A 17,496-nucleotide genomic window follows, 5' to 3' on the forward strand; every position below is an offset into this window, starting at 1 on the left:
GTGATCAACCTCAGCGAACTGTCGACGCCGTTCTGGTCACCGGCCGAGATCGAGGCGTCGTTGCGGGACACCCTCCAGCACCTCGATGCCGGCGGAGTGCTCGCCTATCCCACCGAGACTGTCTACGGCTTCGGCACCGCCGTCGATCACGACTCCGTCGAAGCCCTGGTGCGCATGAAGGGACGTCCACCGGGCAAGCCGTTCCTGCTCCTGATCGGTGACCCGGGACAGGTGGCGCGACTCGACCTGCATCTGCCCACATACGCCGCACAGCTGGCCGCGCGTTTCTGGCCCGGCCCCCTCACGCTGGTGTTGCGCGGTGGCGATCATCGGGTGCCGGCACGTGCTCGTGGCCCCGAAGGTGGTGTGGCGGTACGACTCACACCACATCCGGGTTTGCAGCGGTTGCTCGCCGCCTATGGCGAGCCGATTACGAGCACGAGTGCCAATCGCCCACGGGTGCCACCCGCTATGACCGCGTCGGAAATTGTATCGCAGTGGCCCGCGGAGATTCATCGCGGCACGCTGCGTGTGCTCGATGGCGGTCGACTCGCCCCATCGGAATCGTCCACGGTGGTGGATTGCACGGGGCGTAGACCGCGTGTCATTCGCCCTGGGGCGTTGCCGGCTTCATTGCTGCGCACCTGTGTTGCTGATCTCATCGGAGATACCTGATGCACCTTCTCTTCGTCTGCACGGGCAACACCTGCCGCAGTCCTATGGCCGAGGGCATAGCACGGCTCCTCGTGGCGCAGAGGGGCATTCCCGACGTCACCATCGGCAGTGCAGGCACCAGTGCATGGCCCGGCGCATCGGCGTCCGACGGCGCACTGCTGGTGGCACTGGAGCACGGCGTCGAACTCGGCGGGCACCGCGCCACGGCACTGGCCCCCGAAGTGGTGGCCAGCGCCGATCTCATTCTCACCATGGGCCCGCACCATCTTGATCGCGTGGAGGCCCTCGGTGGCGCTGGGCGCGCGTGGATGCTCACCGGCTACACCGGGCAGGCCGCGAGGCCGGTGAGTGATCCGTTTGGTGGTGACCTCGACGTGTACCGCGCGACCTATACCGAACTGGAACAGGAGATCGGCGCGATCCTCGACAAGGTCGTGGCTGATCGCGCCGGTCGGCAGGCCTGATAGACGATGATTGCCGGCGAGCGCCCCTCAGGCTTGGTGATTCTGGGTCACCCCGTGGCCCACTCGCTCTCGCCGGTGTTTCAGGGCGCCGCGCTGGCAGCCAGTGGCTTGGCGCTCACGTACACGCGCCGCGATGTGCCCCCGGAGCGTCTGCGCGAGGCACTGCATACGTGTCGTGATACCAACACCGGCGGCAACGTCACCATCCCACACAAAGAAGCGGTGGCGGCAGAGGCCGATCGGCTGTCCGAGACAGCCAGGCGTGCCGGCGCGGTGAACACGTTTTGGTTCGAGCGTGGCCTCCTGCACGGACACAACACCGATGTGGATGGCGCGCGCGCGACCATGCAGGCGTTGATGGCCGGTCGTTCTGCGCGACGTGCCGTGTTGCTCGGCAGCGGCGGTTCGGCTGCGGCCGTGTTGCTCGCACTCGCCGAGATGGGCGCGACCGAGATCGCCATCGTCGCACGCACGCCAGCCCGCGCGCATGCGCTGCTCGCGCGCACCGGAGTGAGTGGTGTCGTGTTGGACGCACACGATGATGCTCCTGGCGCGCTGGGGAACGCGGACCTCGTGGTGAACAGTACGCCGCTGGGACTGCGTGACGACGATGCGCTCCCGGTCGAACCCAGTGCGCTGTCTCCGCATGCCGCAGTCTTCGACCTGGTGTATCGCGGACGGACGGCTGGTCAGTCCGGTGGCACGCCGTGGGTGCGTGCCGCGCGGGCGCATGGACTCGCCGCAGAGGACGGACTGCGCATGCTGGTGGAGCAGGGGGCTTCCGCGTTTCGGAGCTGGTTTGGCATCGACGCACCGCGCGACGTCATGTGGCAGGCGCTTGGCGAGCAGGCGCCTGCGCCGGACCGACCTCGCCCCTGAGTGGCGCTGCATGAGAAGCAACGATCATGTCGGGGTACGGCACAGCGATCGCACACCCACGCCTCACCACAGCAGAGGCTCCAGCGGTCTATCGGCGATGTCCGCGTGGTCCCGCTTCGCACAGGGCGCGCTCGATTTCCTGCTGCCCGGCGCGTGTGTGCTGTGCCGGCGGGCCCATGCCTCTCACAGCACGCCCGATGGCATCGTGTGTGGCACCTGCATGGCCCGGCTGGTGCCACTCGCGCTGCCACTGTGCATGCGATGCGGTCACCCGCGTCTCTCGCTGACGGTGCCACTCCCCGCCGCCCGTCCGACGCGCGGACCGGTGGCGCTGGCTTCGGAGCAGGAACTGATGCCCTGTCGCTGGTGTGCGCGGCTCTCGCCCGAGATCCGCGCGGTGCGCTCGGTCTGCCGCATGGATGACGGCAGCGGTGGCGAGCTGGTGCACGCCCTCAAGTACCAGGGGTGGCACGCGGTGGCGGTGCCGATGGCCCGTCGCATGGCCCGACTCGACTGGCCCACGGATGTCCTCGAGGAGCGTGCGGCGGTGGTGCCTATGCCGCTCTCGGAACAGCGGCTGCGAGAGCGCGGCTACAATCAGGCCGGCGAGTTGGCTCGTGCCCTCGCGCCCCTCTGGCGCGTCCCCCTCCGGTCAAATGTCCTCGTACGTGCGCGCCATACACAATCACAGGTCCGGTTGACACCCTCCCAGCGTGCGAGCAACGTTTCCGGGGCGTTCACCGTGCCGGATTCCCGGCGCGCGATGCTGCGCGGCCAGCACGTCGTCCTGGTGGACGATGTCATCACCACAGCCGCGACGCTCAACGCCGCTGCCCAGGCTTTGCTCGAGGGCGGCGCGCGCATCATCAGCTGTGTCACCTTCGGTCGGGCGCCGGATACCGGCGACCGCACCGTTCCCGACGACGACTCACTCAGGAACTGACACGAATGGCCATTCGGGTTGGCATCAACGGCTTCGGCCGCATCGGGCGCCAGGTTTTGCGCGCCGCGAAGCAGCAGGGCGTGGCGGATATCGATTTCGTCGCGATCAACGACCTCACCGACACCGCGACACTGGCGCACCTGTTCCAGTACGACTCGGTGCACGGCAAGTTCGACGGTCAGGTCGGTCATGAAGCCGACGCCATCACCATCGACGGCGATCGTATCCGCATTCTCGCCGAGCGCGAGCCCGGCAAGCTGCCGTGGAAGGAACTCGGCGTCGACATCGTGCTCGAGTCGACAGGCCGTTTCACCGCGGCCGCCGATGCGCGCAAGCACATGGAAGCCGGCGCGAAGAAGGTCATCATCTCGGCCCCGGCCACGAACGAAGACATCACGGTCGTGATGGGCGTGAACAGCGACAAGTACGATCCGGCGTCGCATCACATCATCTCGAACGCGTCGTGCACGACGAACTGCCTCGTGCCGATGGTGAAGGTGATCCGCGACAACTTCGGTTTCGTGCATGGCTCGATGGTCACGATCCACAGCTACACGAATGACCAGAGCATCCTCGACCTGCCGCACAAGGACCTGCGCCGCGCGCGTGCGGCTGCCGTGTCCATGATCCCGACCACGACGGGTGCCGCCAAGGCCACGTCGCTCGTGATCCCCGAAGTGAAGGGCAAGATCGACGGTATCGCCGTGCGCGTGCCGACGCCCGACGTGTCGCTCACCGACCTGACGTGCATTGTCGAGCGTCCGGTGACCAAGGAAGAAGTCAACGCCGCGTTCAAGGCCGCGTCGGAGTCGGGCGCCCTGGAAGGCGTGCTGGGTTACAGCGAAGTGCCGCTCGTGTCGATCGACTACGTGGGCAACCCGAACTCGTGCACGCTCGACGCACTGAGCACGATCGTCATCAATGGCACCATGGTGAAGATCTCGGGCTGGTATGACAACGAGTGGGGTTATTCGTCGCGCTGCGTCGACCTGCTGCGTTTCGTCGGCTCGCGCCTCTAAGCGCACACGGAGACATCGGCCTGCCACAGGCCTGACGACAGGGAGACCGCACGGACGGGTCTCCCTGTCGTTTTCCCGGTTCTATTTCCCGCCTCGCATTCGGTGATGACCACCAAGACCATTCGCGACCTCGCGCCTGCCGATCTGCAGGGCAAGCGTGCGCTTGTGCGCGTCGACTTCAACGTGCCGCTCAACGACGCTGGCCAGGTGGCCGACGACACGCGTATCACAGCGGCACTGCCGACCATCACCACACTGCTCGACGGTGGCGCCCGCGTGATTCTGCTGGCGCACTTCGGACGCCCCAAGGGCGCGCCCGAAGCCAAGTATTCGCTCGCGCCCGTCGCGGCCCGCCTCAGGGAGCTGCTGCCGCGCCCCGTGCACTTCCTCGGGGAAACCGTGGGTGACGCTGCGGTCTCAGCGTCGAAAGCGCTCGCCGCCGGCGAAGTGCTGCTGCTCGAGAACACCCGCTTCCTGCCGGGCGAAGAGAAGAACGACGACGCCCTCTCACAGCAGCTCGCGCAGCTCGGCGATGTGTACGTCAACGACGCGTTTGGTGCGGCGCATCGCGCGCATGCCAGCACCGCTGGTGTGGCGAAGTATTGCCGTCCGGCCGTGGCCGGCCTGCTCATGGAGAAGGAGCTCGCGTATCTCGGCGGCGCACTCGCCAATCCGCAGCGACCGTTCGTGGCCATCCTCGGCGGCTCCAAGATCTCCGGCAAGATCGACGTGGTCGAAGCGTTGTTGCCCAAGGTCGATCACCTGCTGATCGGCGGTGCGATGGCATGCACGTTCTTCCGCGCGATGGGCTTCGAGACCGGCAACTCGCTGGTCGAACCGGATCGTCTCGACATGGCGCGTGATCTGCTGACGCGCGGCGGCGACAAGCTGGTCCTGCCGGCGGATGCGACGATTGCCCCGGCCATGGACGCCGGTGCGCAGGCCTCGGCGGTGGCCCGTGATGCCATTCCTGCCGGTCAGGCGATGTTCGATATCGGACCAGCCAGCGCCGCGCAGTACCGCACGCTGATCGAAGGCGCGAAGACGGTGCTCTGGAACGGCCCGATGGGTGTGTTCGAAAAGCCCCCGTTCGACGCTGGCACCCGGAGCGTGGCCGATGCCATGGCTCACGCCACAGGGCAGGGCGCCACGACCATCATTGGCGGTGGTGACTCCGCGGCAGCGGTGGCCGAAGCCGGACTCGAATCGCAGATGTCGCATGTGTCCACGGGCGGTGGCGCCTCGCTCGAGTTTCTCGAGGGCAAGGACCTTCCCGGCGTATCCGCGCTCGATCAGCGCTGATTCGTACTCACCGTTCGTTCTCCGTACTCCCTTCGCGCACTCTCATGCATCTCAAGCCGGTTATCGCGGCCAACTGGAAGCTCAACCACGGCCCCACGGACGCGAAGGCGTTTCTGCAGCGTTTCCTCGCGCAGGCGCCTCGGTTGAACGACCGGACGGTGATCTTCTTCCCGTCCGCCATCACGCTCACCACGGTCGCCGAAGGGCTGCGCGATCGCCCGGAGATCTGGGTGGGTGTGCAGAACGTGCACTCAGAAGCGCAGGGTGCCTACACGGGTGAAAACTCGGTCCTCATGGCGCGTGACGCCGGTGCGCGTGTGGTGCTGGTGGGTCACTCCGAACGTCGTCATGTGTTTGGGGAAAGCGACGAGACCACCACAAAAAAAATGGCGCTCATTGCTCAGGCCCGGCTGACGCCGATGTTGTGCGTGGGCGAGACGCTGGCCGAGCGTGAGGCGGGGCACACGGCAGAGGTGGTGCAGCGTCAGCTCACGGCTGGGCTCAAGGAGCTCGACGACCATCAGGTCGGCACCATCATGCTCGCCTACGAGCCGGTGTGGGCGATCGGCACGGGCCGCACGGCCACGCCGGACGACGCGGCCGAAATCCACGGCGTGCTGCGGCAGGCCCTGGCGTCGCGTGTGGGGGACAAGGTGGCAAGCGGTATCCCGATCCTGTACGGCGGCTCGGTGAACCGCGGCAATGCCTCACAGCTGCTCGCCGCGTCCGATGTGGACGGGTTGCTGGTGGGCGGGGCGTCGCTGGACGCCGACGGTTGGGCCGGGATCGTGCGCGCCTGACCTGACGGAAGTGCGCCCGCTCCCTTGTTTCACCATCCGCAACTGGTGATCTTATGAGGCTCATTCGGGCGCATTCCCTCTTTGCGCTCTAGGACATCGCCTCGGCTCTGCCCATGTACACGTTCCTGCTGATTCTCCTCATCCTCGACGCGGTGGTGTTGGCTGCGGCGATCCTTCTCCAGTCGGGCAAGGGTGGCGGTCTGGCGGCCAGCTTCGGCGGTGCCAGCTCGTCGGCGGACTCCGTCATTGGCTCCCGTCAGGCGGGGAACCTGCTCACGAAGGCGAGCTGGTGGTGCGGCGGTATCTTCCTCGGTCTGGCGTTCATCCTCCAGATCATGAGCACCCGCTCGTCGGCGCCCAAGTCGGTGCTCGACCAGCTGGCCGCGCCCGCCACGCAGGCGGCCCCGGTGGCCCCCAGCAACGGCAACACGGCCGCACCTGCCGCTCCGCTGACGCAGGAAGCGGCTCCCGCAGCAGCTCCCGCCGGTCAGCCGGCGACGCCCGCCAAGCCGTAAGGACGCGGTGAACGCGCTGCCTCCAAAGGGGTTCCTCCTCCTCGAGGACGGGACCCTTTTTCTCGGACGGCTGGTGGGGCCGACCACGCCCACCGTTGCGGAAATCGTCTTCACGACCGTCATGACCGGATACCAGGAGGTCTTCACCGACCCCTCGTTCCGTGGCCAGACCGTCGTCATGACTTCGCCGCAGATCGGCAACTACGGCATCAACACGGACGACCCCGAATCGGCGCGTCCGCAGGTGGCCGCCGTGGTGTGCCGTGAGCTCTCGCCGACTTATTCCAATTGGCGCGCCACGGGCAGCCTGCAGGACTGGCTGGCCGCCGCGGAAGTGCCGGTGCTCACCGAAGTCGACACCCGTCGCCTCACGAAGCACCTGCGCAGCGTTGGCGTGATGCGTGGGGTGATCGCCCTGGGAGAAACGCCCTCGGCCGAGGCCTTGGCGGCACTCGAGGCCTGCCCGAGCATGGAAGGGCTCGACCTGGCCACGGTGGTCTCCACGCAGGAGCGCTACGACTGGGGGCACTCACAGGCGCCCTATCACGTCGTGGCCTACGACTACGGCATCAAGCGCAACATCCTGCGGCTGTTCGACGCGCACGGCTGCCGCGTGACCGTGGTGCCCTCGGAGACGCCTGCGGATCAGGTGCTGGCGATGAACCCGGACGGCGTGTTCCTGTCCAATGGCCCGGGCGACCCGGCCGCGGTCACCTACGCGCCGGACAACATCCGCACGATTGCCAAGGCCGAGGTACCGATTTTCGGTATCTGCCTCGGCCACCAGCTGCTGGGGCTCACCTTCGGCGGTCGTACGGTGAAGATGCCGTATGGGCATCGGGGCGGAAACCAGCCGGTGAAGGATCTGGCCACAGGGCAGGTGCTGATCACCGCCCAGAACCATGGCTTTGCCGTGGCTGGCTCGCCGGACGGTGTGGAAGGTGCTCCGGATCTGGCCGTGACGCACATCAACCTGAACGACGGCACCGTGGAAGGACTGCGCCACCGCAGCCTCCCGATCTTCGCGGTGCAGTACCATCCAGAGGCGGCGCCAGGCCCGCATGATGCCGTGCCGCTGTTCGATCAGTTCCTGTCGGCACTGAGACGACGTCGGGGTGAAGAGGCCCAAACGCTTGACTGATAAGCACTAAGGCCATACGTTCGCTGCGGGCACCGAGCCACTGCTTGGTGCCCGCACGCGTTTCTGCTCCGTACTCATCGCTCGCCCCATGACCAAAGCCGACCTCGTCGAAAACGTCACGGCTCGCATTGCCCAAACGGCCGGACCGACGATTTCCAAGAAGGACTGCGCGCGCGTCGTCGACGCCTTCCTCGATGCGATCAAGGACGCGTTGCAGGAGCAGAAGAACATCGAGGTACGAGGGTTCGGCACGTTCAAGATCCGTCAGCGCAAGACTCGCATGGCGCGCAATCCGCGCACGGGTTCACCGGTGGAAGTGTCCGCCCGTCCGGTGCCGGTGTTCAAGCCCAGCAAAGAACTGCGCGCCATGGTGGCCGGCATCGATGCCAACCTCCTCGAGGACGACGACGACGAGAGCTGAGTCTGCCTCGTTGGCTGGTCGCCGAACGCCCTGTCAGCCCGCTGACGGGGCGTTCTTGCGCAATCCGGGGTATCTTGAGGAAACATGAGCATTCCTGTCCTGCTCTTCGCTTCGTATGCGGACGCGTTCGGTACCCGCGAGCTTGAGGTGCCCGTCGAAGCCCCCTGTCCGGTGCAGACCTTGGTCGACACGTTGCGCGGCATGCCTGGCGGTGACCGTCTTCCCCCGCGCGTGCTCGTGGCCGTGAACCAGCGCTTGGCCGACACCGCGGCGGTGCTGCAGCCGGGTGACGAAGTCGCGCTGATCCCCCCGGTCGCAGGAGGCTGACTCATGGCTCTGCTGCATGCCGCCATTGTCTCCGCACCGATCGACGTGTCGGCGCTGATTCTGCGTGCGCAGGACACCGGCGTGGGCGCGCTGTCAGTGTTTCTGGGCACCGTGCGCGACCTCAACGACGGACGGCCGGTCACGGGCATCGACTACGAGGCCTACGAGGGCATGGCGGCGAAAGAGCTGGCGGCGGTGGCTGAAGAGGTGTGTGCGGCCACCCCGGGGCTGCGCGTGGCGCTGGAGCACCGCATCGGCACGCTCGGTATCGGCGACGTCAGTGTGGCCATTGTGGCGGCCCACGCGCACCGGGCGCAGGCCTGCGACGGTGCCCGGGCCATCATCGAGTCGCTCAAGCAGCGCGTGCCGGTGTGGAAGCGCGAGCACTACGTGGACGGGGATCGCGTGTGGATCGACCCGACCAAGGGGCAGGGTGCCGCCGACATGTCCGTGCCGACGCAGGGTTCCGAGTAATGCGTGATCAATTCGGGCGCCAGATCGAGTACCTGCGCATCTCGGTCACCGATCGCTGCAACTTCCGCTGCCAGTATTGCATGCCGGTGGAGGGGCTGCCGTGGCTCCCGAAGGGCGACATTCTGCGCTACGAGGAGATCGCCGATGTGGTGGCGCAGCTCGCGCCACTGGGCCTCAAGCGACTCCGCATCACCGGCGGTGAGCCCACGATCCGGCCGGAGTTGCCGCGCCTGATCCGCATGCTGCGCGACATCCCCGGCATCGACGACATCGCCCTGTCCACCAACGGCGTGAAGTTGCCGACGATGTCGGGCGCCCTCGCCGATGCGGGCCTGCACCGCGTGAACATCAGCGCTGATTCCCTGCGCCCGGATCGGGTGGTGGCCATTGCCCGGCGGGATCTCGGATTCGACCTGCGCACGGCGGCATTGGCAGCGGAGCGGGCTGGCATCGGTCCGATCAAGATCAACGTCGTGGTCATGCGTGGCATCAATGACGATGAGGTCGCCGACTTCGCGGCGCTGACCCGTGACCACCCCTGGCATGTGCGCTTCATCGAGCTGATGCCGGTCGGCGAGCTGGCCAGTCTCACGACCGATCATGTCGTGCCCAGCGACGATATCCTGGCGCGCCTGAATGCGGTGCAGGCGCTCGAGCCAGACGCCGCACCCGTGCATGGCAACGGACCGGCGGTGTACTACCGCTACGCCGGTGCCCCCGGCTCGGTGGGTGTCATCACGCCCATGACACATACGTATTGCGAGCGATGCAATCGGGTTAGGCTGACGGCCGATGGTCGGCTGCGCACCTGTCTCTTCGGTGACCATGAAGTGCCGTTGCGTGACGCGCTGCGGCGGGGTGAACCGCTCGCCCCACTTTTTGCGAAGGCATTGGCGGAGAAGCCGAAGGAGCACGCATTGCTGCAGCTGCGTGTGGGCGGGCTGCGTGCCCTGAGCGAGGTCGGCGGCTGATCCCTCTGTTGTGAGTTGCTCGCATGGCCACGCCACCCTAAGTTGCGAAAACGCACTCATCTGGACGCCCGGTCGAGTATGACCTGACGTGGCCATGCCCCTCCTGCCGCGGCGCTCCAGTTCACGTACACGTTCTGCAGCTTCGTCAGCCGTACGGAGAACCGGCACAACATGGTCAACAAGATCACGGTCGTAGGCGCGGGTAATGTCGGCGCCACCACGGCACAGCGTATCGCCGAGAAGTCGCTCGGACGCACGGTCGTCATGGTGGACGTCGTGGAAGGCATCCCGCAGGGGAAGGGCCTTGATCAGTGGGAGTCGGCGCCGGTCGAAGGGTTCGACACGCGTGTCATCGGCTCCAACGGATACGAGGAGACCGCTGGTTCGGACATCGTCGTCATCACGGCCGGCATCGCGCGCAAGCCGGGCATGTCGCGTGACGATCTCCTGAACACGAATGCCGGCATCGTGAAGTCGGTGGCGGAGCAGATCAAGGCAACGTCGCCCAACGCGATCATCATCGTCGTGTCCAATCCGCTCGACGTGATGTGCCATGTCGCGAAGCATGTGACAGGCTTCCCGCGCGAGCGCGTGATCGGCATGGCCGGCGTGCTCGACACGGCGCGCTACCGTTCGTTCATCGCTGAAGCGCTCGACGTGTCGGTGCGCGACATCCAGGCCATGGTGCTTGGTGGTCACGGCGACACGATGGTGCCGCTCATCTCGTACACGACGATCAGCGGTATCCCGATCACGCAGCTCATGCCGCGCGAGCAGCTCGACGCGATCGTGCAGCGTGCGCGTGACGGCGGCGCCGAGATCGTGAAGTATCTCAAGACGGGTTCGGCGTACTACGCCCCGTCGTCGGGCGCGGTGGAGATGGTCGATGCAATCGTGCACGACCGCAAGCGCATCCTGCCGTGCGCGGCCTGGCTGCAGGGCGAATACGGCATGTCGGATCTGTTCCTCGGCGTGCCCTGCAAGCTCGGCAAGAACGGCCTCGAGAAGGTCCTCGAAATCGAGCTCACCGCCGACGAACGCGCCGCCCTCGAACGCTCCGCTCAGGCGGTGCGCGAACCGATGTCGGTGCTCTCCCTCTGATCTGACGAAACCGGCGCGGCCACCACGATGGTCGCGCCGGTTTCATCACCTACCTCGCCTATGTACGGTCTCAAGCAGTTCTGGCAGAGCACGATCGGCAAGAAGATCGTGATGGCGGTGACCGGGATCATCGGGGTCCTGTTCGTCATCGGCCACATGTCCGGCAACTTCCTGATGTTCAAGGGGCAGGAGGCGATGCACCAGTACGCGCTCCTCCTCCGCACCAGCATGCCGCTCCTGTGGGCGGTGCGCATCGGGTTGCTTGTGGCGGTCATGCTGCACGTCGTTTCGGCCTATCAGCTCACCATGATCTCGAAGGCCGCGCGTCCGCAGGACTATGCGACGCGCAAGCCGCAGGTTACGACCTTCGCGGCGAAGACCATCAAGTGGGGCGGTGTCCTGCTGCTGGTGTTCATCGTGTACCACATCCTGCACATGACGCTGGGCACGGTGCATCCGCAGTTCACGCACCTCGATCCGTACAACAACCTGCGCATCGGCCTCGCCAATCCGCTGGTGGCCGGTTTCTACATCGTCGCCATGGCGGCGCTCGGGTTGCACCTCTTCCACGGCACCTGGGCCGTGACGCGCACGCTCGGTGTGGCGCGTCCGTCGCAGCAGCCCCTCAAGCGTCGCATCGCGGTGGTGCTGGCGATCGTCGTCGCGCTGGGCTTCGCGATCATCCCGATTGCCACGCTGGCCGGTCTTTTCCCCGAAGCGCCGGCGCTGCAAGAGATGCCCGCGGCGGAGACGCACTGACATGCTCGAACTGAACGCCAAGATTCCGAGCGGACCGCTCGAACAGAAGTGGGAAAACCACCGCTTCAACATGAAGCTGGTGAACCCGGCGAATAAGCGGAAACACCACGTCATCGTGGTGGGCGCCGGTCTGGCCGGCGGCGCGGCTGCGGCCACGATGGCCGAGCTGGGTTACAACGTCTCCTGCTTCGTCTTCCACGATTCCCCGCGTCGCGCGCACTCCATCGCCGCGCAGGGTGGCATCAACGCCGCCAAGAACTACCAGAACGACGGCGACTCCGTGCGCCGCCTGTTTTACGACACGATCAAGGGCGGTGACTTCCGCGCCCGCGAAGCGAACGTGTACCGCCTCGCGCAGGTGTCGGTGAACATCATCGACCAGTGCGTGGCGCAGGGCGTACCCTTCGCGCGTGAGTACGGCGGCCTGCTGGCCAACCGCTCGTTCGGCGGTGCCCAGGTGTCGCGTACGTTCTATGCGCGTGGCCAGACGGGCCAGCAGCTGCTGCTCGGCGCCTATCAGGCGCTCGAGCGACAGATCGGCCTCAAGAAGGTGCAGATGCACACGCACGAGGAAATGCTCGATGTCGTGGTCATCAACGGTCAGGCGCGTGGCATCATCACGCGCAACCTGCTGACCGGCAAGATCGAGTCGCACGTCGCCGATGCGGTGGTGCTGGCGACGGGTGGGTACGGCAACGTGTTCTTCCTGAGCACCAACGCCAAGTACTCAAACGTCACGGCCTCGTGGCGCGCGCACAAGAAGGGCGCCGCGTTCGCGAACCCGTGCTACACGCAGATTCACCCGACGTGCATTCCGGTGCACGGCGAGCATCAGTCGAAGCTGACGCTGATGTCGGAGTCGCTGCGCAATGACGGCCGTGTGTGGGTGCCCAAGAAGCAGGGCGACAACCGCGCTCCGTCGGCGATCCCCGAGAACGAGCGCGACTACTACCTCGAGCGCAAGTATCCGAGCTTCGGTAACCTGGCGCCGCGTGACATCTCGTCGCGCGCGGCCAAGGAAGCGTGCGACGATGGCCGTGGTGTGGGCCCGGGTGGACTCGGCGTATACCTCGATTTCGCCGATGCCATCAAGCGCCTCGGCAAGCAGACCATCGCCGAACGCTACGGCAACCTGTTCGACATGTATCAGCGCATCACGGATGAAAATCCGTACGAGCAGCCGATGCGCATCTACCCGGCCGTGCACTACACGATGGGCGGCCTCTGGGTGGACTACAACCTGATGAGCACCATCCCGGGCCTGCACGTCGCCGGTGAGGCCAACTTCTCCGATCACGGCGCGAACCGCCTGGGTGCCTCCGCGCTCATGCAGGGTCTGGCCGACGGCTACTTCGTGTTGCCGTACACCATCGGTGACTACCTCGCCAGCAACAAGCTGGACAAGGTGGATGCCTCGCACGCCGAGTTCCGCGCAGCCGAAGAAGCCATCCGCGCGCAGCAGAACAAGTTCCTCGGCATGAAGGGCAAGCGCACGGTCGACTCCTTCCACAAGGAGCTTGGCAAGATCATGTGGGAGTACTGCGGCATGGCGCGCACGCGTGAAGGCCTCTCCAAGGCGCTGGAACTGATCCCCGCGCTCAAGGAAGAGTTCTGGAGCAACCTCAACGTGCCGGGCAGTGCCGAGTCGCTGAACCAGTCGCTCGAGCGCGCGGGGCGTGTGGCGGACTTCATCGAGCTCGGTGAGCTGATGTGCCGTGACGCGCTGCACCGGGAAGAGTCCTGTGGTGGACACTTCCGCTCCGAGTACCAGGAAGAAGGCGAAGCCAAGCGCAACGACGACGAGTTCGCCTATGTCGCTGCGTGGGAATACGCTGGTGAAGGCAAGCCGCAGATTCTCAACAAGGAACCGCTGGTGTACGAGAACGTGCATCTCTCCACACGGAGCTACAAGTAATGAAGCTCACTCTGAACGTGTGGCGTCAGCCCGCGTCGCAGGCAGCCGGAAAGCTCGAGACGTACACGCTCGATGGCGTGAGCGCGGACATGTCGTTCCTCGAGATGTTCGACATGCTGAACGAGCAACTGACGGAAGCGGGCAAGGAGCCGGTGGCTTTTGCGCATGATTGCCGCGAAGGCATCTGTGGCTCGTGCGCGATGATGATCAACGGCCAGGCGCACGGTCCGTGGAAGGGCGCGGCGACGTGCCAGCTCCATATGCGTGCCTTCAAGGACGGCGACATCATCACGGTGGAGCCGTGGCGTGCCTCGCCGTTCCCGCTGGTGAAGGACCTGGTGGTGAATCGCGGTTCGTTCGACCGCATCATTCAGGCCGGTGGATTCGTCTCGGTGAACACGGGCGGTGCCCGTGACGCCAACGAGATTCTCATCGGCAAGGACATCCTCGAGGAGTCGATGGACGCCGCGGCGTGCATCGGTTGCGGCGCCTGTGTGGCGGCGTGTCCGAATGCGTCCGCCTCGCTGTTCACTGGCGCCAAGATCAGCCACCTCGGCCTCTTGCCGCAGGGTCAGCCGGAGCGTGACAAGCGCGCGCTGGCCATGGTCGAGCAGATGGACCTCGAGGGTTTCGGTCACTGCACGCTGACTGGTGAATGCCAGGAATCGTGCCCGAAGGAGATCAGCATCGACGTGATCAAGCGCATGAACCGCGACTACCTCATGGCGAGTGCACGTCGTCAGGAACCGCGGGCAGCCACGGGTTCGGGCTGATCGAGTTCTGGCAACCTATCGAGCGGCGACAGCGTCTTCTGATGCTGTCGCCGCTTCGTTTTTCTCCCTAGCTTCCGGTCATGCCTGCTCGCTCTTCCATCCGTATTGCGGCACTCGTCATCGTGGTGCTTGGCGTCGTGCTGGTACTGCGCAATGCACAGACCACGATCGCGGCGAAACGCCGAGCCGCCACCGGCGTGCTCGGCGATTCCGCCACAGTGTCCACGACGGTAGCGCATGCCGGGAACGCACAACGCGGTTTGGCGCTGCTCAACAACTTCCGCGACTCGTTGCCGGGGCACAGTGGCAATGCACTGCGTTGCACGAGCTGTCACCTGGACAATGGCACGCGCGGCCTGCCGTGGCTGGGGAGCGCGACGAAATATCCGCAGTACCGTGCGCGACCGGGCTATTCGGAGAACATGGAACGTCGCATCAACGAGTGCATCGCGCGCAGTCTCGCCGGCAAGATGATTCCCGAGGCGGGACGCGACATGCAGGACATGGTGGCGTACATGGAATCGTTGCGTGACCGCCCACGTCCTGCCGATCCGGCTCAGGTCAAACTCGTGGGACAGGTGGCGTCGGGGCGCGATGGCTACGCCGGCCAGTGCGCGCGATGCCACGGCGTCAACGGAGAAGGCGTGAAGGGGTTGGCCCCGGCAGTGTGGGGCCCCGAGAGCTACTCGGTGGGTGCTGGCATGGCGCGGCAGTTCACGCTGGCCACGTTCGTGCGCCACGCCATGCCCTATGACCGGGCCACGGTACTCTCCGACCAGCAGGCGGCGGATATCGCGACCTTCGTGCTCACGCAGGCCCGCCAGGACCATCCAGGCAAGGAACGGGACTGGCCCAACGGCGATCCGCCGGCCGACGTTGCCTATGCAACCGATTCGGCGAGCCGAGCGGGCAAGCCCATGCCCCCGGCACGTCAGCTGCTTCCCCGTCGTGTGTCCCCGGACTCGCTCAGCAAATGACCACGCCATCGCCTGACCACGCGCCCTCGCGCGATCGCCGTTCTTTTCTCACCCGGCTCGCCGGTCTCGGTGCTGCGCTCGGGCTCGCGACTCCGCGCCTTGCGGACGCGTCGACGGCACTGGACGCCGTGCGGGCCGGCGACGATCCGTGGGTGGCCAAGCTGAGCGGCAAACACCGGGTGGTGTTCCATTCGCACATGCCCACCGATGGCCTGGCGATTCGCTGGGCACAAACGTTCCTCGACACGCAGAAGAGTACCTACGGCTTCACCGACCGCGATTCGAGCGTGGTGGTGGGGCTCAATGGCCGTTCCATCGGCTGGCTCTTCAACGATGCCTTGTGGGCCAAGTATCCCACCATTGGCGAGGTCATGGGGGCGCCCGGTGGCAAAAACCCGCACACGCCACTGGTCGCCTCGTTGATTCCGCGTGGGGTCATCGTGCTGGCGTGCAACAACTCGCTGCGGGCGTCGGGGTCGCGGTTCCTGCCTGTGGCCCAGCAGGGCGACGCGGCGGCGCGAACGGCATTTGCCGAGGAGGCCAAGGCCAACCTGCTCCCCGGCGTGGACGTGGTGCCCGCGATGATCGTGACGCTGCAGCAGGCCCAGGATCGCGGCTGTCGCTACATCTACGCCGGCGGCTGAAGAGAACCAGGGAGCGCGGTGCTCTCGGGTACTGCGGCGAACACGCAGTGAAACGCTGGCGAACGAGCGTCAGCGCAGATTCGAAATGAGCAAGGAAACCCGTTCGCCGGGAAATCGTGCTTGTAATCGTGCTTCGAGACGCTTGGGGTCTGGAGCGACGGTACGCCGAGCGAGTCGCATTCCGACAACGAGAGTGGGTTGGGGCACCGAGTCGGTGGCCAACCGCTGCTCCCCCTCGGCCACGGTGATTTCCGTTGCCTCAGGAAATTCTGCCTGCAGTTCCCGCAGCACTTCGCGCCGCCGCTGCTGGGCATTGGTGAATCCGGTCAACGCCATCTGTGCCTCCTGCAGGCGACGCTGCTGCGCGTCATTCGGCAGCCCAGCCGCCAGATCCTGTCTCAGCTCCTGCTTGAGCGTCGACAGGTCGATCTGGCCAGCGCTCTTGTAGCGAAACGCCAACTGCGCCTTTCCGCGGGCCATGTCGGCGAGGTGCCCTTGCAGTTCCCGTTCGACGATCGAGTCGAGCGGGGGACCGGCGAGGGTGAGTGTGAGCGTCCGCGCCCGAGCATCCACCGTGTTGGCCAACACCAGGATGCGCGGATCGGCCACGGCCTCAGTCAGCAGCTTGCCGGCCGCCTCCCGGAAGAACTCTTGTCGCACGAGGTCCCAAGCGAGATAGGCACTGGGCAGCAGCGTAGCGAACACGGCCGTCCCAATGAGCAGACGGGCTCGCCGCCGCACGGACTCATGAACGGTCTGACGTTGCGGCAGTCGCAGTACCCGCACGATGAGTAGCGTCGAAAACGCGATGAACACGGCGTTGATCGAAAACAGATACAACGCCCCACCGAAGTACTCGAGCTTTCCCTGTGCCAAGCCGTAGCCCGCCGTGCACATGGGCGGCATGAGTGCTGTGGCAATGGCAACACCCGGCACGACATTGGAGGTCTCCCGTCGTGTGAGCGCGACGATACCGGCCGCACCGCCGAAGAACGCGATGAGCACGTCCCAGAGCGTGGGCGTCGTCCGGGCGAGCAGTTCCGATTGGGCCTGCGCCAGCGGCGTCAGGAGGAAGTAGATCGTCGCTGTGGCAAGGCTGATCAACCCGAAGAGCAGCAAGGTGCGGAGCGCCCGCTTGATGAGCGCAAAATCGCTCACCCCGGCTCCATAACCCACAGCGACAATGGGGCCCATGAGAGGCGAAATAAGCATCGCCCCGATGATTACCGCCGTCGAATTGACGTTCAGGCCGATCGAGGCGATGAATATGGCAAAAATGAGCACCCAAAGATTGGTGCCGGCCGAACGCACTCCGGCTTCGACCGCCTCGTGGATGGCTTCCGGGTCGCGCTGATCCCGTCGCAGGTCAAAAGACCGGAGCAGCGCAGGAATCATC

The 17,496-nt window shown here is 65.8% G+C and carries 20 protein-coding genes; 19 read left to right on the forward strand and 1 reads right to left on the reverse strand.

Annotated elements, in window-relative coordinates; translation table 11 throughout:
* From VGE27_RS09660 to VGE27_RS09750, 19 genes are all read left to right on the forward strand, one after another.
* A complete protein-coding gene (locus tag VGE27_RS09660; protein WP_331049443.1) occupies positions 1–675 on the forward strand; it encodes an L-threonylcarbamoyladenylate synthase in 675 nt (224 codons plus the stop codon).
* The gene (locus VGE27_RS09665) at positions 675–1,139 is read left to right on the forward strand and encodes a low molecular weight protein arginine phosphatase (RefSeq protein ID WP_331049444.1); all 465 of its coding nucleotides are present in this window, start codon (positions 675–677) and stop codon (positions 1,137–1,139) included. Before VGE27_RS09660 ends, VGE27_RS09665 begins: the two co-directional genes overlap by 1 nt.
* Before the next feature lie 6 nt (positions 1,140–1,145).
* On the forward strand, positions 1,146–2,018 hold the full coding sequence (locus tag VGE27_RS09670; protein ID WP_331049445.1) for a shikimate dehydrogenase: 873 nt from the start codon (positions 1,146–1,148) through the stop codon (positions 2,016–2,018).
* A 97-nt stretch (positions 2,019–2,115) separates the two neighbouring features.
* Complete coding sequence (locus tag VGE27_RS09675; protein ID WP_331049446.1) at positions 2,116–2,961, forward strand: ComF family protein; 846 nt, start codon at positions 2,116–2,118, stop codon at positions 2,959–2,961.
* A 5-nt stretch (positions 2,962–2,966) separates the two neighbouring features.
* Positions 2,967–3,980, forward strand: coding sequence for a type I glyceraldehyde-3-phosphate dehydrogenase (gap, locus tag VGE27_RS09680; protein ID WP_331049447.1), 1,014 nt, complete (start codon positions 2,967–2,969; stop codon positions 3,978–3,980).
* Positions 3,981–4,085: 105 nt separating this feature from the next.
* Complete coding sequence (locus tag VGE27_RS09685) at positions 4,086–5,282, forward strand: phosphoglycerate kinase (protein WP_331049448.1); 1,197 nt, start codon at positions 4,086–4,088, stop codon at positions 5,280–5,282.
* Between the two features lie 44 nt (positions 5,283–5,326).
* The gene (tpiA, locus tag VGE27_RS09690; protein ID WP_331049449.1) at positions 5,327–6,082 is read left to right on the forward strand and encodes a triose-phosphate isomerase; all 756 of its coding nucleotides are present in this window, start codon (positions 5,327–5,329) and stop codon (positions 6,080–6,082) included.
* A 113-nt stretch (positions 6,083–6,195) separates the two neighbouring features.
* On the forward strand, positions 6,196–6,597 hold the full coding sequence (secG, locus tag VGE27_RS09695) for a preprotein translocase subunit SecG (RefSeq protein ID WP_331049450.1): 402 nt from the start codon (positions 6,196–6,198) through the stop codon (positions 6,595–6,597).
* A gap of 7 nt (positions 6,598–6,604) precedes the next feature.
* Positions 6,605–7,738 carry a glutamine-hydrolyzing carbamoyl-phosphate synthase small subunit gene (gene carA, locus VGE27_RS09700; protein ID WP_331049451.1) on the forward strand — a complete coding sequence of 378 codons (1,134 nt, stop codon included), beginning with the start codon at positions 6,605–6,607 and terminating at the stop codon, positions 7,736–7,738.
* Between the two features lie 88 nt (positions 7,739–7,826).
* Entirely contained in the window at positions 7,827–8,159 is a 333-nt protein-coding gene (locus VGE27_RS09705) for an HU family DNA-binding protein (protein ID WP_331049452.1), read from the forward strand.
* Positions 8,160–8,243: 84 nt separating this feature from the next.
* Positions 8,244–8,486, forward strand: a complete 243-nt coding sequence (locus tag VGE27_RS09710; protein WP_331049453.1) for a MoaD/ThiS family protein — start codon at positions 8,244–8,246, stop codon at positions 8,484–8,486.
* A gap of 3 nt (positions 8,487–8,489) precedes the next feature.
* Positions 8,490–8,960: a molybdenum cofactor biosynthesis protein MoaE gene (locus VGE27_RS09715; RefSeq protein WP_331049454.1), complete on the forward strand. Its 471-nt coding sequence runs from the start codon at positions 8,490–8,492 to the stop codon at positions 8,958–8,960.
* On the forward strand, positions 8,960–9,931 hold the full coding sequence (moaA, locus tag VGE27_RS09720) for a GTP 3',8-cyclase MoaA (protein ID WP_331049455.1): 972 nt from the start codon (positions 8,960–8,962) through the stop codon (positions 9,929–9,931). Before VGE27_RS09715 ends, moaA begins: the two co-directional genes overlap by 1 nt.
* A gap of 171 nt (positions 9,932–10,102) precedes the next feature.
* Entirely contained in the window at positions 10,103–11,032 is a 930-nt protein-coding gene (mdh, locus tag VGE27_RS09725; protein WP_331049456.1) for a malate dehydrogenase, read from the forward strand.
* Positions 11,033–11,092: 60 nt separating this feature from the next.
* Positions 11,093–11,791: a succinate dehydrogenase cytochrome b subunit gene (locus tag VGE27_RS09730; protein ID WP_331049457.1), complete on the forward strand. Its 699-nt coding sequence runs from the start codon at positions 11,093–11,095 to the stop codon at positions 11,789–11,791.
* Between the two features lies 1 nt (position 11,792).
* Positions 11,793–13,706, forward strand: a complete 1,914-nt coding sequence (locus VGE27_RS09735) for a fumarate reductase/succinate dehydrogenase flavoprotein subunit (RefSeq protein ID WP_331049458.1) — start codon at positions 11,793–11,795, stop codon at positions 13,704–13,706.
* Positions 13,706–14,479 carry a succinate dehydrogenase/fumarate reductase iron-sulfur subunit gene (locus tag VGE27_RS09740; RefSeq protein WP_331049459.1) on the forward strand — a complete coding sequence of 258 codons (774 nt, stop codon included), beginning with the start codon at positions 13,706–13,708 and terminating at the stop codon, positions 14,477–14,479. The genes VGE27_RS09735 and VGE27_RS09740 overlap by 1 nt, the downstream gene beginning before the upstream one ends.
* Positions 14,480–14,559: 80 nt before the next feature.
* On the forward strand, positions 14,560–15,456 hold the full coding sequence (locus VGE27_RS09745) for a c-type cytochrome (protein ID WP_331049460.1): 897 nt from the start codon (positions 14,560–14,562) through the stop codon (positions 15,454–15,456).
* The gene (locus tag VGE27_RS09750) at positions 15,453–16,100 is read left to right on the forward strand and encodes a twin-arginine translocation signal domain-containing protein (protein ID WP_331049461.1); all 648 of its coding nucleotides are present in this window, start codon (positions 15,453–15,455) and stop codon (positions 16,098–16,100) included. Before VGE27_RS09745 ends, VGE27_RS09750 begins: the two co-directional genes overlap by 4 nt.
* A 69-nt stretch (positions 16,101–16,169) precedes the next feature.
* On the opposite strand, the gene VGE27_RS09755 is transcribed toward VGE27_RS09750, so the two are convergent.
* A complete protein-coding gene (locus VGE27_RS09755) occupies positions 16,170–17,495 on the reverse strand; it encodes a DUF389 domain-containing protein (RefSeq protein ID WP_331049462.1) in 1,326 nt (441 codons plus the stop codon).
* Position 17,496: the final 1 nt, after the last annotated feature.

It is taken from the genome of Gemmatimonas sp. (genome assembly GCF_036405635.1).
In the GTDB taxonomy this organism is placed as follows: Bacteria; Gemmatimonadota; Gemmatimonadetes; order Gemmatimonadales; family Gemmatimonadaceae; genus Gemmatimonas.

Coding starts and splice junctions, on each gene's coding strand:
- VGE27_RS09710 (WP_331049453.1), top strand. CDS start 8,244: ATGAGCATTCCTGTCCTGCTCTTCGCTTCGTATGCGGACGCGTTCGGT.
- moaA (WP_331049455.1), top strand. CDS start 8,960: ATGCGTGATCAATTCGGGCGCCAGATCGAGTACCTGCGCATCTCGGTC.
- VGE27_RS09745 (WP_331049460.1), top strand. CDS start 14,560: ATGCCTGCTCGCTCTTCCATCCGTATTGCGGCACTCGTCATCGTGGTG.
- gap (WP_331049447.1), top strand. CDS start 2,967: ATGGCCATTCGGGTTGGCATCAACGGCTTCGGCCGCATCGGGCGCCAG.
- VGE27_RS09735 (WP_331049458.1), top strand. CDS start 11,793: ATGCTCGAACTGAACGCCAAGATTCCGAGCGGACCGCTCGAACAGAAG.
- VGE27_RS09675 (WP_331049446.1), top strand. CDS start 2,116: ATGTCCGCGTGGTCCCGCTTCGCACAGGGCGCGCTCGATTTCCTGCTG.
- VGE27_RS09670 (WP_331049445.1), top strand. CDS start 1,146: ATGATTGCCGGCGAGCGCCCCTCAGGCTTGGTGATTCTGGGTCACCCC.
- mdh (WP_331049456.1), top strand. CDS start 10,103: ATGGTCAACAAGATCACGGTCGTAGGCGCGGGTAATGTCGGCGCCACC.
- VGE27_RS09755 (WP_331049462.1), bottom strand. CDS start 17,495: ATGATTCCTGCGCTGCTCCGGTCTTTTGACCTGCGACGGGATCAGCGC.
- VGE27_RS09715 (WP_331049454.1), top strand. CDS start 8,490: ATGGCTCTGCTGCATGCCGCCATTGTCTCCGCACCGATCGACGTGTCG.
- VGE27_RS09740 (WP_331049459.1), top strand. CDS start 13,706: ATGAAGCTCACTCTGAACGTGTGGCGTCAGCCCGCGTCGCAGGCAGCC.
- tpiA (WP_331049449.1), top strand. CDS start 5,327: ATGCATCTCAAGCCGGTTATCGCGGCCAACTGGAAGCTCAACCACGGC.
- VGE27_RS09665 (WP_331049444.1), top strand. CDS start 675: ATGCACCTTCTCTTCGTCTGCACGGGCAACACCTGCCGCAGTCCTATG.
- VGE27_RS09685 (WP_331049448.1), top strand. CDS start 4,086: ATGACCACCAAGACCATTCGCGACCTCGCGCCTGCCGATCTGCAGGGC.
- VGE27_RS09705 (WP_331049452.1), top strand. CDS start 7,827: ATGACCAAAGCCGACCTCGTCGAAAACGTCACGGCTCGCATTGCCCAA.
- secG (WP_331049450.1), top strand. CDS start 6,196: ATGTACACGTTCCTGCTGATTCTCCTCATCCTCGACGCGGTGGTGTTG.
- VGE27_RS09750 (WP_331049461.1), top strand. CDS start 15,453: ATGACCACGCCATCGCCTGACCACGCGCCCTCGCGCGATCGCCGTTCT.
- VGE27_RS09730 (WP_331049457.1), top strand. CDS start 11,093: ATGTACGGTCTCAAGCAGTTCTGGCAGAGCACGATCGGCAAGAAGATC.